Raw genomic sequence first — 12,792 nt, 5'->3', positions numbered from 1 at the left:
GCGCCGTCGCCTGTTTGTGGTCGGGCTCGGGTGGGGGCTGCCGTGTGTCGGCGTGCGGTCGGGCCGGGCTGGGGTGCGCCGTGTGTCGGCGTGCGGTCGGGCCGGGCTGGGGTGCGCCGTGTGTCGGCGTGCGGTCGGGCCGGGTGGAGGGCGCCGTCGCCTGTTTGTGGTCGGGCTCGGGTGGGGGTCGCCGTGTGTCGGTGTGCGGTCGAGCCGGGCTGGGGTGCGCCGTGTGCCGGCGTGCGGTCGGGCCGGGTGGAGGGCGCCGTCGCCTGTTTGTGGTCGGGCTCGGGTGGGGGTCGCCGTCTGCCAGCGTGCGGTCGAGCCGGGCTGGGGTGCGCCGTGTGCCGGCGTGCGGTCGGGCCGGGTGGAGGGCGCCGTCGCCCGTCTGCGGCCGAGCTCGGGCGGGGGCCGCCCCCCGCCGGCCTGCGGCCGAGCCGGTTGGGGGGTGTCTACGGTTGACCGCCGATCCCGGCCGCTCCGCGAGCCCGGGTTCGGCTGCGGGCCGAGCCGGGGCGGGGTACTGGGCCTCGTCCCTTGGCGGTCGGGGCGGGTCAGGTGGTGAGGTGGGTCAGTGTCTCCTCGAAGGGGACGGCGTCGCGGCCCGGGCGGTTGTGGGGGAGGCGGGCGAGCAGGGCGGCCATGCCGCAGGTGTTGGTCGCGCCGGAGAACACCAGTCCGGCGCCGACCATCCCCGACAGCCAGTGCGCCGGCGGCCAGGCGAGGCCCGCCGCGAACCCGGCGACGACCAGGGAACCGGCGGCCAGCCGCACCTGACGGTCCATCGGCCACGGGGTGCGGGCACCGGCCTGCCGCTCCAGCGCGTGTCCGGCCGCGGCCCACGCCCCCGTGCCGCCCTCCAGCGTCGCCGCCCGCACCCCGAGCTCCGCGAGCCGGGCACAGCCCCGCGCGGACCGGGCCCCGGAGGCGCATACGATCAACAGGGGGCGCCGGCGTGCGGCTTCCATCAGTGCGGCCGAGGCCTCGTCGAGCCGGTCCAGCGGCACGTTGTGCGCACCGGGCAGACGACCCGAGGCGTACTCGCCCGGGGTGCGGACGTCCACGACCGTGAACGCGTCGAGCCGGGCGGCCGCCTCGGCGACGGTGAGCGCGGTGGGGGTGGTCGGGGTGGCCGGGGTGGTCTGGGGACCGTTCACGGAACAGAACCTTTCTGTGGGGTGTTGTCCCGCACGGGTAGGATACCCGTGGGGGTATGAAGGAGGAGGAATCGTGCAACTCGACATGTCGGCCGAGGAGCTGAAGTCCGCGCTCAACCGGCTGCGGCGCGCCCAGGGACAGCTCGCGGGCGTGATCCGGATGATCGAGGAGGGCCGGGACTGCGAGGACGTGGTCACCCAGCTCGCCGCGGTCTCCCGGGCCCTGGACCGGGCCGGCTTCGCGATCATCGCGACGGGCCTGGAGCAGTGCATGACCAGCGAGGACCCCGAGGTCCGCAACTCCGTGCAGATGCGTGCCCAGCTGGAGAAGCTGTTCCTGTCGCTGGCCTGAGCCGGGGGAGAGGGGCAGCCGGTCGCGGCCGGGCGATCACAGCACGGCCGTGAGGCCCATTCCCGCGGCGACGGTCAGCAGCACCGCGCCGAAGATCCGCTGGAGGGTGGCGGGGGAGACCCGCGCGGCGAGCCGCCGCCCGTCCCACGCCCCCAGCACGGCCGTCGCCAGGAAGGGCAGGATCAGGGCCCAGTCCAGGCCGCTCGCGGTGTAGGCGCGCGCCCCGAGGGCCACGAGCGCGTTGGCGACGATCACCAGCAGACTCGTGCCCACGGCGGCCCCCATGGGCACGGCCAGGACGCCCACCAGCGCCGGTACGGCGAGAAAGCCCCCGCCGACCCCGAGGAACCCGGTCACCGCGCCGAGACCGGCCCCCGCCCCGGCCGCCCGGGCCGCCGACACCGACGTCCCCGCGCGGGGGGTGCGGCGCCGCAGCATCCGTACGGCCGCCACGGCGGCGAGCACCGCGAACATCGAGGTCAGCACGGTCTGCGGGATCCGCGCGGAGAGAGCGCCGGCCGTCGCGGCGGGCAGCACACCCGCCGCCGCGAACAGCAGCCCCGCCCGCCAGCGCACCGCCCCCACGCGCGCGTGGGCCACGAGAGCGGTGACCGAGGTGACGATCACGATGACCAGGCTCGCGGTGGTCGCCGAGGCCGGGTCGAAACCCAGCAGGTAGATCAGCGCCGGTACGGTCAGGATGCTGCCGCCCGCCCCCAGCGCGCCCAGGGCGACACCGACCAGGGCCCCGGCGAGCAGCGCCAGCGCGAACGCGCTCACCGCACGGTCCCGGCGGCCCCGCTCGCGCCCTCGACGGGCAGCCCCAGGGCGGCCCACTCCCGCATCCCGCCGACCACGTCGGGCGCCGGCACACCCCGCGCGGCAAGCAGGCCGGCCGCCTGCCGGGAGCGGTTGCCGGACCGGCAGATCAGCACCGGGTCCCGTCCCTCCGGCAGCCCCGCCGACCCGTCCGCCAGCACGGACAGCGGCAGATGGACGGCCCCCGGCGCGTGCCCGGCGGCGAACTCGTCCGCCTCGCGGACGTCGACCAGCACGGCCGAACCGTCCTGCAGCAGCCGGTGGGCCTCGGCGGGGGTGACACGGCTCGTGGTGAGGGGCAGCCCGGCCCCGGACGCCGCGGCGAAGCCGTCGTCGACCGCCACCACCGTACGGCCCGCCGCGTCGAGGAGGGACGCGGCGATCGCCGCCCGCATCCCGCCCGCACAGTGCACCCACACCGGGCCGGCCGGAACCTCCTCGAGCCGCCGGTGCAACTGGTGCACCGGGATGTGGACGCTGCCCTCGATCCAGCCGGCGGCCCGCTCGCCGGCGCGGCGCACGTCGAGCACGACGACGTCCGCACGGCGCGCCCGGGCCGCGGCGAGCCCGGCGAACGTGGACCGGGGGAAGGAGGCGGGCGCCGTCCCCTCGGGGAGCCAGTCGGCCGGGGAGCCGACGGCCGCCGCGGCGGGCCGGTCGATGCCGACCCGGATCAGCTCCCGCTGCGCCCGCGAGACGTCCTCGGCGGTCGCCGCCAGCAGCGTCACGGGCTTGCCCCACGGGACCATCCAGGCGAGGTACGTCGCCAGCTGCCCGTCGACCTCGAAGTTGAACGCGCCGGCCACATGCCCCTCGGCGAACGCCACCCGGCCGCGCAGGTCCACCACCCACTCGCCGGCCGCGAGCCGCCGGGCGAGCTCGGCCGCGTCGGCCCGCCGGGGCGGCGTCAGATCCACCGGCGCCGGCCCGCCCGCGTTGGCCGGGCCCATGTGCGCGTAGTACGCGGGCACGTCGTCCAGCCCGGCCAGCAGCTCCTTCACGAACGTGTCCACGTCCTGCGCCAGCACCGGATTGGTCGCCTTCTCCGCCCCGATCGTGCTGCTCTCGCCGCCCGCCTGCGCGGCGGAACAGAAACTTCCGAAACCGTGCGTCGGCAGCACGGACACCTCGTCGCCGAGCTCGGCCGCGAGCCGGTGCGCGGAGGCGTGCTGCGCCCGGGCCAGCCGCTCGGTCAGCCGCGGTTCCACCAGATCGGGGCGGCCCACACTGCCGATCAGCAGCGACCCGCCGGTGAACGCGGCCACCGGCCGCCCGGACTCCTGAAGGACGTACGCCGTGTGGTGCGGGGTGTGCCCGGGCGTGGCCACCGCGCGCAGCACCAGGTCCTCGTCGACCGGCTCCAGGTCCCCGTCGGCGACCGGCACGCGCGGGTACGCCACCTCCGCCCCGGCCGGCACCAGATAGCGGGCCCCGGTCAGCCGGGCCAGCTCCAGGCCGCCGGTCACGTAGTCGTTGTGGACGTGGGTCTCGGCGACGGCCACGATCCGCACCCCGCGCCGGGCCGCCGCGGCGATCACCCGGTCGATGTCCCGCGGCGGATCCACGACCACCGCGGCCCGCGCACCACCCGCCAGATAGCTGCGGTTGCCCAGCCCCTCGGTCTCCAGGACGTCGGCAAAGAACATGGCACTCTCCCTCGCAGAAAAATTACCCCCGGGGGTATCCGTCCATCACGGTAACAGAGATACCCCGGGGGGTATTCCAGCGAGTGTTCCCGCCCGCAGGCCGCCGCGCCTTCGCCCGCCCCGGATGACACCGTGTCCCCGGACGCCCGCACACCCGCCCTCCCGGCACAGGAGAACCACCCGGTGAACCCACCCACCCTCGACGCCCTCGACCTGAAGCTGCTCCAGGCGCTGCAGCTCGACGGCCGGGCGCCGTTCAGCCGTATCGCCCAGGTCCTCGGGGTGTCCGACCAGACCGTCGCCCGCCGTTTCCGCCGGCTGCGCACCACCGCCGGGCTGCGCGTCCTCGGCATGACCGACGAGGCCCGGCTCGGCCGCAGCAACTGGATCGTCCGGCTGTCCTGCACCCCGGACGTCGCCGACGCGCTCGCCGCCGCGCTCGCCCGCCGCCCCGACACCATGTACGTCGCCCTGATCTCCGGCGGCACCGAGGTGATGTGCGCGATGCGGCCCCGCAACCGCCGCGAACGCGACGAACTCCTCCTCGGCCACCTCCGCCGCACCCCGCGCGTCACCTCGATCAGCGCCCACTGCCTCCTGCACTACTTCTACGCCGGCCCCCTCGGCTGGCTCACCAAGATCGACGCCCTCTCCCCCGACGAGGCCGCCGCGCTGCGCCGGGCCCGTCCCGAGGCGCCCGCCGGACCGGTGGGCGTCGACGCGCACGACGAACGCCTGCTCGCCCTGCTCCGCGAGGACGGCCGCGCCCCGCTCACCGAACTCCAGACCGCCACCGGCCTCACCGAGTCCGTGGTCGGCCGCCGCCTGGAGCGGCTGCTAGCGACCGGCGTGCTCTACTTCGACGTCCAGCACGACGTCGAACCCCTCGGCCAGGAGATCGAGGCGCTGCTCTGGCTCACCGTGGAACCCGCCGCCCTCGCGGGCGTGGGCCGCGCCCTCGCCGACCACCCCGAGGTCCGCTTCGCCGCCGCGACCACCGGGCAGGCCAACCTCGTCGCCGCCACCCTGCACACCGGCCCCGCCGCCCTCTACGCCTACCTCAGCGAGCGCATCGGCGCCCTGGAGGGCGTACGGTCCGTCGAAACCCTTCTGACCCTCCGTCAGGTGAAGCAACTCGCCTACGATCGGAGTCGCTCCCCGGGCGACAGGCCGGCCGCCCACTAGGCTCGGCACCCTCCCGTGGAAGGGGCCCGGACGTGAAGATCCTGATCAGCGCCGACATGGAGGGCGCCACCGGCGTCACCTGGCCGGCCGACGTGCTGCCGGGGACCCCGCAGTGGGAACGCTGCCGGTCGATGTTCACCTCCGACGTCAACGCGGCCGCCCTCGGCTTCTTCGACGGCGGCGCCGACGACGTCGTCGTCAACGAGGCCCACTGGACCATGCGCAACCTCCTCCTCGAACGCCTCGACGACCGGGTCGAGATGCTCACCGGCCGGCACAAGTCCCTCTCCATGGTCGAAGGCGTCCAGCAGGGAGACGTCGACGGCATCGCCTTCGTCGGCTACCACGCCGGCGCCGGCATGGAGGGCGTCCTCGCCCACACCTACCTCGCCAACTCCATCACCGGCGTCTGGCTGAACGACGTACGCGCCAGCGAGGGCCTCCTCAACGCCCACGTCGCCGCCGAGTACGGCGTCCCCGTCGTCCTGGTCACCGGCGACGACGTCGCCTGCGAGGACGCCCTCGGCTACGCCCCCGAGGCCCCGAAGGTCGCCGTCAAGGACCATGTCTCCCGCTACGCCGCCGTGTGCCGGACCCCGGCCCGCACCGCCGCCGACATCCGCGCCGCCGCCAAGGAGGCGGCGACCCTCGCCGTACGACGGGATCCCGTCGACGGTGGACCGTATACGGTCGCCGTGGAGTTCGACGCCGAACACCTCACCCTGGCCGCCACCGTCGTACCCGGCGTGACCCGCACCGGCGAACGTAGGATCGCCTACACCAGCGGCACGATGTACGAGGGCATCCGCACCTTCAAGGCGGTCACCACCCTCGCCTCGGCCGCGATCGAGGAGCAGTACGGCTGAGCGGCGGAGCCGAACGCCGGGCACGGGAACGGAAACGGGAGCGGGATGGCTGACGCGCAGGCACGGGACGAGGTCGTCCGGTTCACCTCCGACCTCATCCGCATCGACACCACCAACCGGGGCGGCGGCGACTGCCGGGAGCGGCCCGCCGCCGAGTACGCGGCCGCGCGACTGGCCGACGCCGGCCTCGAACCCACCCTCCTCGAACGCACCCCCGGACGCACCAACGTCGTCGCCCGCATCGAGGGCACCGACCCCTCCGCCGACGCCCTCCTCCTCCACGGCCACCTCGACGTGGTCCCCGCCGAGGCCGCCGACTGGACCGTGCACCCCTTCTCCGGCGAGGTCCGCGACGGCGTGGTGTGGGGCCGCGGCGCCGTCGACATGAAGAACATGGACGCGATGATCCTCGCCGTGGTGCGCGCCTGGGCCCGCCAGGGCGTACGCCCCCGCCGCGACATCGTCCTCGCCTTCACCGCCGACGAGGAGGCCAGCGCCGAGGACGGCGCCGGATTCCTCGCAGACCGGCACGCGGCCCTGTTCGAGGGCTGCACCGAAGCCGTCGGCGAGTCCGGCGCGTTCACCTTCCACGACGGCGCCGGCCGCGAGATCTATCCCATCGCCGCGGGCGAGCGCGGCACCGGCTGGCTCCGCCTCACCGCGCGCGGCCGCGCCGGACACGGCTCCAAGGTCAACCGGGAGAACGCCGTCACCCGCCTCGCCGCCGCCGTCACCCGCATCGGCGAGCACGCCTGGCCGCTGCGCCTCACCCCCACCGTCCGCGCCGCCCTCACCGAACTCGCCGCCCTCTACGGCCTGGAGGGCGACCTCGACGACCCCGACGCCGTCGACACCCTCCTGAAGAAGCTCGGCCCCGCCGCCTCCCTCGTCGAGGCCACGGTCCGCAACAGCGCCAACCCGACCATGCTGGAAGCCGGTTACAAGCTGAACGTCATCCCCGGCGAGGCCGTCGCCCACGTCGACGGACGCTATCTCCCAGGCACCGAGGACGAGTTCACCGCCACCCTCGACGAACTCACCGGCCCCGACGTCGACTGGGAGTTCCGCCACCGCTCCGTCGCCCTCCAGGCCCCCGTGGACGCCCCCCTCTACGCCAAGATGCGGGCCGCCGTCGAGGAGTTCGCCCCCGAAGGGCACGTCGTGCCGTACTGCATGTCCGGCGGCACCGACGCCAAGCAGTTCTCCCGGCTCGGCATCGACGCGGCCTACGGCTTCGCACCGCTGAGGCTGCCCGAGGGCTTCGACTACCAGGCCCTCTTCCACGGCGTCGACGAACGCGTCCCCGTCGAGGCCCTGCACTTCGGCGTCCACGTCCTCGACCGGTTCCTGCGCACGGCCTAGACGAGCGGGGAGAACGTGCAGATCCTGCCGTACGGTTCCTGGCCCTCACCCCTCGATGCCCACCTCGCCGCCACCCACGACGGCCGGCCCGAGTACGTCGGCTTCGTCGGCGACGAGGTGTGGTGGACCGCGCCCCGCCCCACCGAGGACGGCCGCCGCACCCTCGTCCGCCGCCACCCCGACGGCACGGAGGAATCCCTCCTGCCCCCGCCCTGGAACGTCCGCAGCCGCGTCCACGAGTACGGCGGCCACCCCTGGGCGGCGGCCCACCTCACCGACGGCCCGCTGCTGCTCTTCGTCCACCACGCCGACCAACGCCTGTACGTCCGCGAACCGGGCCACGAGCCCCACCCGTTGACCCCGCTCTCCCCCCTGGGCGGCGGACTGCGCTGGGCGGAACCCCAGTTGCTCCTCGATCGCGGCGAAGTCTGGTGCGTCCTGGAGGAGTTCACCGGCCCCGCCCCCACCGACGTCCGCCGCCTCCTGGCAGCCGTCCCCCTCGACGGCTCGGCCACCGACGACCGCACCGCCGTCCGTGAACTCACCGACGACCACCACCGCTTCCTCACCGGCCCCCGCCTCTCCTCCGACGGCCGGCACGCCGCCTGGCTGGCCTGGGACCATCCCCGGATGCCCTGGGACGGCACCGAGGTGCTCGTCGCCGGGATCACCCCGGACGGGACCCTCGGCGAGGCACGCGTGGTGGCGGGAGGCCCGGAGGAGTCGATCGCCCAGGTGGACTGGCAACGGTCGACGGGCGGCGGTATGCAATCTTCGGTCGACGGCCTGCGGTCCACGGTCGACGGCCTGCGGTCCACAGTCGGTGGTCTGCGGTCCGCGGTCGACGGTCCACCGCCCACGGTCGACCGTCCACGGTCTGCGGGTGACCGTACACAGTCCGCCGAAGATCGCATACAGCCTCCCGGCGACCGCCTCCTGTATGCGAGCGACCGCACCGGCTGGTGGAACCTCTACCGGGACCACGAGCCGCTCTGCCCCCGTGAGGAGGAGTTCGGCGGCGCCCTCTGGAAGCTCGGCCTGCGCTGGTTCGCCCCGCTGGACAACGGGCTCGTCGCCGTCGTGCACGGGCGGGGCGCCACCGCTCTCGGCATCCTCGACCCGGAGACCGGGGAACTGGTCGACGCGGCGGGGCCCTGGACGGAGTTCGCGCCCACGCTCGCCGCGCGGGGCGACCGCGTGGTCGCGGTGGCGGCCAGCCCGCGGACCGGCTACGAGGTGGTGGAGCTGGACGCGCGCACCGGGCGGGCCCGGGTGATCGGGGGCGCGCACACCGACGTGGTGGATCCGGTGTACTACCCCGAGCCGCAGATCCGCACCTTCGCCGGCCCCGACGGGCGGGAGGTGCACGCGCACGTCTATCCACCGCATCACCCGGCCTGCGCGGCGCCCGGGCACGAGCTGCCGCCGTACGTGGTGTGGGCGCACGGCGGGCCCACCGACCGGGCGCCGCTGGTGCTGGATCTGGAGATCGCCTATTTCACCTCCCGCGGTATCGGGGTCGCCGAGGTCGACTACGGCGGGTCGACCGGATACGGGCGGGAGTACCGGGAGCGGCTGCGGGAGCAGTGGGGCGTGGTGGATGTCGAGGACTGTGCCGCCGTCGCCCGGGCCCTCGCCGACGAGGGCACCGCCGACCGGGACCGGCTGGCGATCCGGGGCGGCAGCGCGGGCGGCTGGACCGCCGCCGCCTCACTGACCGGCACCGAGGTGTATGCGTGTGCCACCATCCGGTATCCCGTGCTCGATCTCGTGGGCTGGGCGACCGGCGGGACCCACGACCTGGAGTCCCACTACCCGGACAGCCTGGTCGGGCCGCTCGCCGAGGTGCCCGCCCGGTACGCGGAGCGCTCGCCCGTCGAGCACGCCGAGCGGATCACCGTACCGTTCCTGCTGTTGCAGGGCCTGGACGACGTGATCTGTCCGCCGGTGCAGTGCGAGCGGTTCCTGGCCCGGCTGGCGGGGCGACGGGTGCCGTACGCCTATCTCGCGTTCGAGGGGGAGGGGCACGGGTTCCGGCGGGCGGAGACGACCGTGCGGGCGCTTCAGGCCGAGCTGTCCCTGTACGCTCAGGTGTTCGGGCTGCGTCCGCCCGGCATCCCCACCCTGGAGTTCACGCAGTGAAGGACCTCGTGCGGCCGTCCCGGCTGGCCCCCGGCGCCCGGGTGGCCGTCGTCGCCCCCAGCGGACCCGTGGCGGAGGAACGGCTCCAGGCCGGGCTCGATCTGCTGCGCGGCTGGGACCTCGACCCGGTGGCCGCGCCGCACGTCCTGGACCGCCACCCGGACCTCGGGCATCTCGCCGGCACGGACGCCGACCGGGCCGCCGACCTCCAGCGGGCCTGGTGCGACCCCTCCGTGGACGCCGTGCTGTGCGCCCGCGGCGGCTACGGCGCCCAGCGCGTCGTCGACCTGCTGGACTGGGAGGCGATGCGGGCGGCCGGGCCGAAGGTGTTCGTCGGGTTCAGCGACAGCACCACGCTCCACGAGGCGTTCGCGGTGCGCCTCGGCCTGGTCACGCTCTACGGCCCGGTCGCCGCGGGCATCGACTTCGTCAAGAACGCCCGCGCCCAGGACCACCTCAGGGCCACCCTCTTCGCCCCCGAGACCGTCCGCACCCTCACCTCCGCCACCCCCGGCCGCGCCCTGGCCCCCGGCCGGGCGCGGGGCGTCACCCTCGGCGGCTGCCTCACCCTCCTCGCCACCGGATACGGCACCCCGCACACCCGCGCCGGTGCGGGCGGCGGGCTGCTGCTGATCGAGGACGTGGGGGAGCGGCCGTACGCCGTCGACCGCGCCCTCACCCAGCTGCTGCGCACCGGCTGGCTGGACGGCGTCGCCGGCATCGCGCTCGGCTCCTGGGACCGCTGCGGGCCGTACGAGGAGCTGCGGCCGGTGTTCGCCGACCGGCTCGGCGGGCTCGGGGTGCCGGTCGTCGAGGAGCTCGGCTTCGGGCACTGCGAGGGTGCGCTGACCGTGCCCTTCGGGGCGGCCGCCGTGCTCGACGCGGACGCCGGCACGCTCACCCTGGACGAGCCGGCCCTGCGCTGACGTGCGGGGCGGCGGTTCGCGGCCCACCCTGGACATATGACCGCGAAGGCCGCGAAGACGCCGAAGTCCGCGAAGACCTCCGGGGCCCACCGAGGCTCCGGCGGCTGGCGCGCGTCGCTGACACCCGGCCGGATCGCCGTGCTGGTGCTCGCCGCGCTCACCCTGGTCTTCATCTTCGAGAACACCCAGGAGACCACGATCAGGCTGCTGATCCCCGAGGTCACCGTGCCGCTGTGGGCGGCGCTGCTCGCCACCGGGCTGATCGGCGCGCTGTGCGGGGCGTACTTCTGCATGGGCCGCCGTCGCCGCTGACCGGCCGTAAGCTGGCGGGATGCCGCACACCGCCTCCCGCCACCTGGCCGAGGGCCCCCGCGTGGGGATACGTCACTTCACCTACGCCGACGGGGCCGAGTTCACCGCGCGGGTCCGCGAGAGCAAGGACCTGCACCAGCCGTGGCTGTTCCCGCCGGCCACCCCCGACGCGTACACCGCCTACGCCGGACGGCTGATCGAGGACCCCACGAAGGCCGGTTTCCTGGTGTGCGAGACATCCGGCGAAGCGCGGGGCGACGGGGCGATCGCCGGGTTCATCAACATCAACAACATCGTGCAGGGCGCCTTCCAGTGCGGTGCGCTCGGCTACGGCGCCTTCGCGCACGCGGCCGGCCGAGGGCTGATGCGCGAGGGGCTGGACCTGGTGGTCGGGTACGCGTTCGGGCCGATGCGACTGCACCGGCTGGAGATCAACGTGCAGCCGGGGAACACCGCCTCGATCGCCCTCGCCCGTTCGTGCGGGTTCCGGCTGGAGGGATTCTCCCCGAAGATGATCCACATCGACGGCGAGTGGCGCGACCACGAACGGTGGGCGCTCACCGCCGAGATGCGGACTTCCGGTTGATCTTCATGGTGTCGAGGTCCGTCACCGTCGACCGCAGCCCGGTGAACCCGTAGCCGAGCGCGCCCAGCGCCGTCTCCGCCCGGTCCTCGGCGATCGCGCCCGCCATCTCCTCGCCGTCCGCCGCGTCCGACACCACCACGAACCGCATCGAGAAGTGCTTCAACGGCCGCGGCTCGTACGACAGCGTGCCCTCCTCGGTGAACCGCATGCTGTCCAGGCCGTGGCCGGCGGCCTCGGCGACCAGCCGGGCATGGGCCTCCTCGGTGAGACCGTCCCACGTACCCCGGACGATCACCCGGTAGGTGTGCGGCTCGCTCATGTTCGCTCCTCGCTCAACTCGTTGAAGGGCCGAGGGTACGTCGGCGAGGATGCCGCGCATGCGGAATTTCGTAGTGGTCGACGCCCCCTCGAATCTGGGTCTGCGGCCGCCCGCACCCGGTACCGTCCCCGGCTGCCACAAGCTCGCCGGCGCCCTGCGCGAGCAGGGCATCCTGCGCCGGCTCGGCGCGGCCGAGGGCGGGGTCGTCGTCCCGCCGCGCTACGACCGGGGCGACTGGCGGGAGGGCGACGGCGTCTTCAACGCGGCCGCCCTCGCCACGTACACCCGCCGGCTCGCCGACCGCATCGAACGGCACGTCCGCGCCGGCGGCTTTCCCGTCGTCCTCGGCGGGGACTGCTCGATCCAGCTCGGCGCGTCGCTCGCCCTGCGCCGCCTCGGCCGGTACGGGCTCGCCGCCGTGGACGCCTCGCCCGACTTCCGGCACCCCGGCAACTCCGACCGGATCGGCGCGGCGGGCGGCGAGGAGGCGGCCCTCGCGACCGGCCGCGGCCAGCGCGACCTCACCAATCTGGAGGGCCTCGGCCCCTACCTCCGCGACGAGGACATCCGCTTCCTCGGCGTCCGCGACGCCTACGCCGACGACCCCGAGGTCGTCGAACTCCGCGCCCTCAAGATGCCCGTCGTCACCGTCGCCGAACTGCGCGACCGGGGAGCCGGAGCACTCGGCGACGCCACCGCCCTGGCCTTCGAGAGCCCTCAACTGGACGGCTTCTGGGTCCACTTGGACGCCGACGTCCTCGACCCGACGGTCATGCCGGCCGTGGACAGCCCCGACCCCGACGGACTGCTTCCCGGCGAACTCCTCGCCCTGCTATGGCCGTTGCTCGCCTCCCCGCGCTGCGTCGGCCTCAACGTCACCATCTACGACCCCGATCTGGACCCCGACGGCACGGCCGGCGCGCTGCTCACCGACCTGGTGGTGTCCGCACTCACCCCGGACGGGCCCTAGCCGACGGCCCTGCGGTCGACGTATTCGTACACCGCGCCGTCCGGGTGGCGGACGATCAGGTTGCGGCCCACCGGGGTCGGCACCGGGCCCGCGATGATGTCCGCGCCCAGCTCGGTCGGCGTGCGGTGGGCCTCGTCGACGTCCTTCATC

General features: G+C 74.6%; 12 protein-coding genes and 3 pseudogenes. 9 read left to right on the top strand and 6 right to left on the bottom strand.

Annotated elements, in window-relative coordinates:
• Positions 1-554: 554 nt before the first annotated feature.
• On the bottom strand, positions 555-1,157 hold the full coding sequence (locus ABZ464_RS04960; protein ID WP_359271028.1) for a rhodanese-like domain-containing protein: 603 nt from the start codon (positions 1,155-1,157) through the stop codon (positions 555-557).
• Between the two features lie 73 nt (positions 1,158-1,230).
• On the opposite strand from ABZ464_RS04960, the gene ABZ464_RS04955 reads away from it, so the two are divergent.
• Positions 1,231-1,509, top strand: coding sequence for a metal-sensitive transcriptional regulator (locus tag ABZ464_RS04955; RefSeq protein ID WP_359271026.1), 279 nt, complete (start codon positions 1,231-1,233; stop codon positions 1,507-1,509).
• A gap of 36 nt (positions 1,510-1,545) precedes the next feature.
• Here the strand turns inward: ABZ464_RS04955 and ABZ464_RS04950 are convergent, their stop codons facing one another.
• The 3 genes and pseudogenes from ABZ464_RS04950 to ABZ464_RS04940 all read right to left on the bottom strand — a co-directional run.
• Positions 1,546-2,289 carry a sulfite exporter TauE/SafE family protein gene (locus tag ABZ464_RS04950; RefSeq protein WP_359271023.1) on the bottom strand — a complete coding sequence of 248 codons (744 nt, stop codon included), beginning with the start codon at positions 2,287-2,289 and terminating at the stop codon, positions 1,546-1,548.
• Positions 2,286-2,546, bottom strand: a pseudogene (locus ABZ464_RS04945) (rhodanese-like domain-containing protein); the annotation flags it as partial. The gene ABZ464_RS04950 and the pseudogene ABZ464_RS04945, both read right to left, overlap by 4 nt.
• Before the next feature lie 69 nt (positions 2,547-2,615).
• Positions 2,616-3,974, bottom strand: a pseudogene (locus tag ABZ464_RS04940) (MBL fold metallo-hydrolase); the annotation flags it as partial.
• A 183-nt stretch (positions 3,975-4,157) separates the two neighbouring features.
• On the opposite strand from ABZ464_RS04940, the gene ABZ464_RS04935 reads away from it, so the two are divergent.
• Genes ABZ464_RS04935 through ABZ464_RS04905 form a run of 7 tightly spaced genes read left to right on the top strand, consistent with a single transcriptional unit; the run spans position 4,158 to position 11,353 of the window.
• The gene (locus ABZ464_RS04935; protein WP_359271020.1) at positions 4,158-5,159 is read left to right on the top strand and encodes an Lrp/AsnC family transcriptional regulator; all 1,002 of its coding nucleotides are present in this window, start codon (positions 4,158-4,160) and stop codon (positions 5,157-5,159) included.
• A 32-nt stretch (positions 5,160-5,191) separates the two neighbouring features.
• Entirely contained in the window at positions 5,192-6,025 is an 834-nt protein-coding gene (locus tag ABZ464_RS04930) for a M55 family metallopeptidase (protein WP_359271017.1), read from the top strand.
• 45 nt (positions 6,026-6,070) lie between these two features.
• Positions 6,071-7,387, top strand: coding sequence for a M20/M25/M40 family metallo-hydrolase (locus tag ABZ464_RS04925; RefSeq protein ID WP_359271014.1), 1,317 nt, complete (start codon positions 6,071-6,073; stop codon positions 7,385-7,387).
• A gap of 15 nt (positions 7,388-7,402) precedes the next feature.
• Complete coding sequence (locus ABZ464_RS04920; protein WP_359271011.1) at positions 7,403-9,529, top strand: prolyl oligopeptidase family serine peptidase; 2,127 nt, start codon at positions 7,403-7,405, stop codon at positions 9,527-9,529.
• A complete protein-coding gene (locus ABZ464_RS04915) occupies positions 9,526-10,455 on the top strand; it encodes an LD-carboxypeptidase (RefSeq protein ID WP_359271008.1) in 930 nt (309 codons plus the stop codon). The genes ABZ464_RS04920 and ABZ464_RS04915 overlap by 4 nt, the downstream gene beginning before the upstream one ends.
• A gap of 36 nt (positions 10,456-10,491) precedes the next feature.
• The gene (locus tag ABZ464_RS04910; protein WP_359271005.1) at positions 10,492-10,767 is read left to right on the top strand and encodes a LapA family protein; all 276 of its coding nucleotides are present in this window, start codon (positions 10,492-10,494) and stop codon (positions 10,765-10,767) included.
• Positions 10,768-10,786: 19 nt separating this feature from the next.
• Positions 10,787-11,353 carry a GNAT family protein gene (locus ABZ464_RS04905; protein WP_359271003.1) on the top strand — a complete coding sequence of 189 codons (567 nt, stop codon included), beginning with the start codon at positions 10,787-10,789 and terminating at the stop codon, positions 11,351-11,353.
• Here ABZ464_RS04905 and ABZ464_RS04900 read toward each other — a convergent pair.
• On the bottom strand, positions 11,325-11,672 hold the full coding sequence (locus ABZ464_RS04900; RefSeq protein WP_359271000.1) for a DUF6204 family protein: 348 nt from the start codon (positions 11,670-11,672) through the stop codon (positions 11,325-11,327). The genes ABZ464_RS04905 and ABZ464_RS04900 overlap by 29 nt on opposite strands.
• Before the next feature lie 58 nt (positions 11,673-11,730).
• Between ABZ464_RS04900 and ABZ464_RS04895 the strand changes: the two genes are divergently transcribed.
• Complete coding sequence (locus ABZ464_RS04895; protein ID WP_359270997.1) at positions 11,731-12,642, top strand: arginase family protein; 912 nt, start codon at positions 11,731-11,733, stop codon at positions 12,640-12,642.
• Here ABZ464_RS04895 and ABZ464_RS04890 read toward each other — a convergent pair.
• Positions 12,639-12,791 (bottom strand): annotated as a pseudogene (locus ABZ464_RS04890) (VOC family protein); the annotation flags it as partial. The gene ABZ464_RS04895 and the pseudogene ABZ464_RS04890 sit on opposite strands and share 4 nt — an antisense overlap.
• Position 12,792: the final 1 nt, after the last annotated feature.

The organism is Streptomyces sp. NPDC005820 (genome assembly GCF_040630255.1).
Taxonomy (GTDB): domain Bacteria; phylum Actinomycetota; class Actinomycetes; order Streptomycetales; family Streptomycetaceae; genus Streptomyces.
Note: the sequence above shows the minus strand (reverse complement) of the source record. Positions and strands in the feature narration are given on the sequence as shown.

Excerpts from the sequence above, each read along its gene's own strand:
- ABZ464_RS04900 (WP_359271000.1), bottom strand. The coding sequence starts at position 11,672 with ATGAGCGAGCCGCACACCTACCGGGTGATCGTCCGGGGTACGTGGGAC.
- ABZ464_RS04925 (WP_359271014.1), top strand. The coding sequence starts at position 6,071 with ATGGCTGACGCGCAGGCACGGGACGAGGTCGTCCGGTTCACCTCCGAC.
- ABZ464_RS04905 (WP_359271003.1), top strand. The coding sequence starts at position 10,787 with ATGCCGCACACCGCCTCCCGCCACCTGGCCGAGGGCCCCCGCGTGGGG.
- ABZ464_RS04895 (WP_359270997.1), top strand. The coding sequence starts at position 11,731 with ATGCGGAATTTCGTAGTGGTCGACGCCCCCTCGAATCTGGGTCTGCGG.
- ABZ464_RS04910 (WP_359271005.1), top strand. The coding sequence starts at position 10,492 with ATGACCGCGAAGGCCGCGAAGACGCCGAAGTCCGCGAAGACCTCCGGG.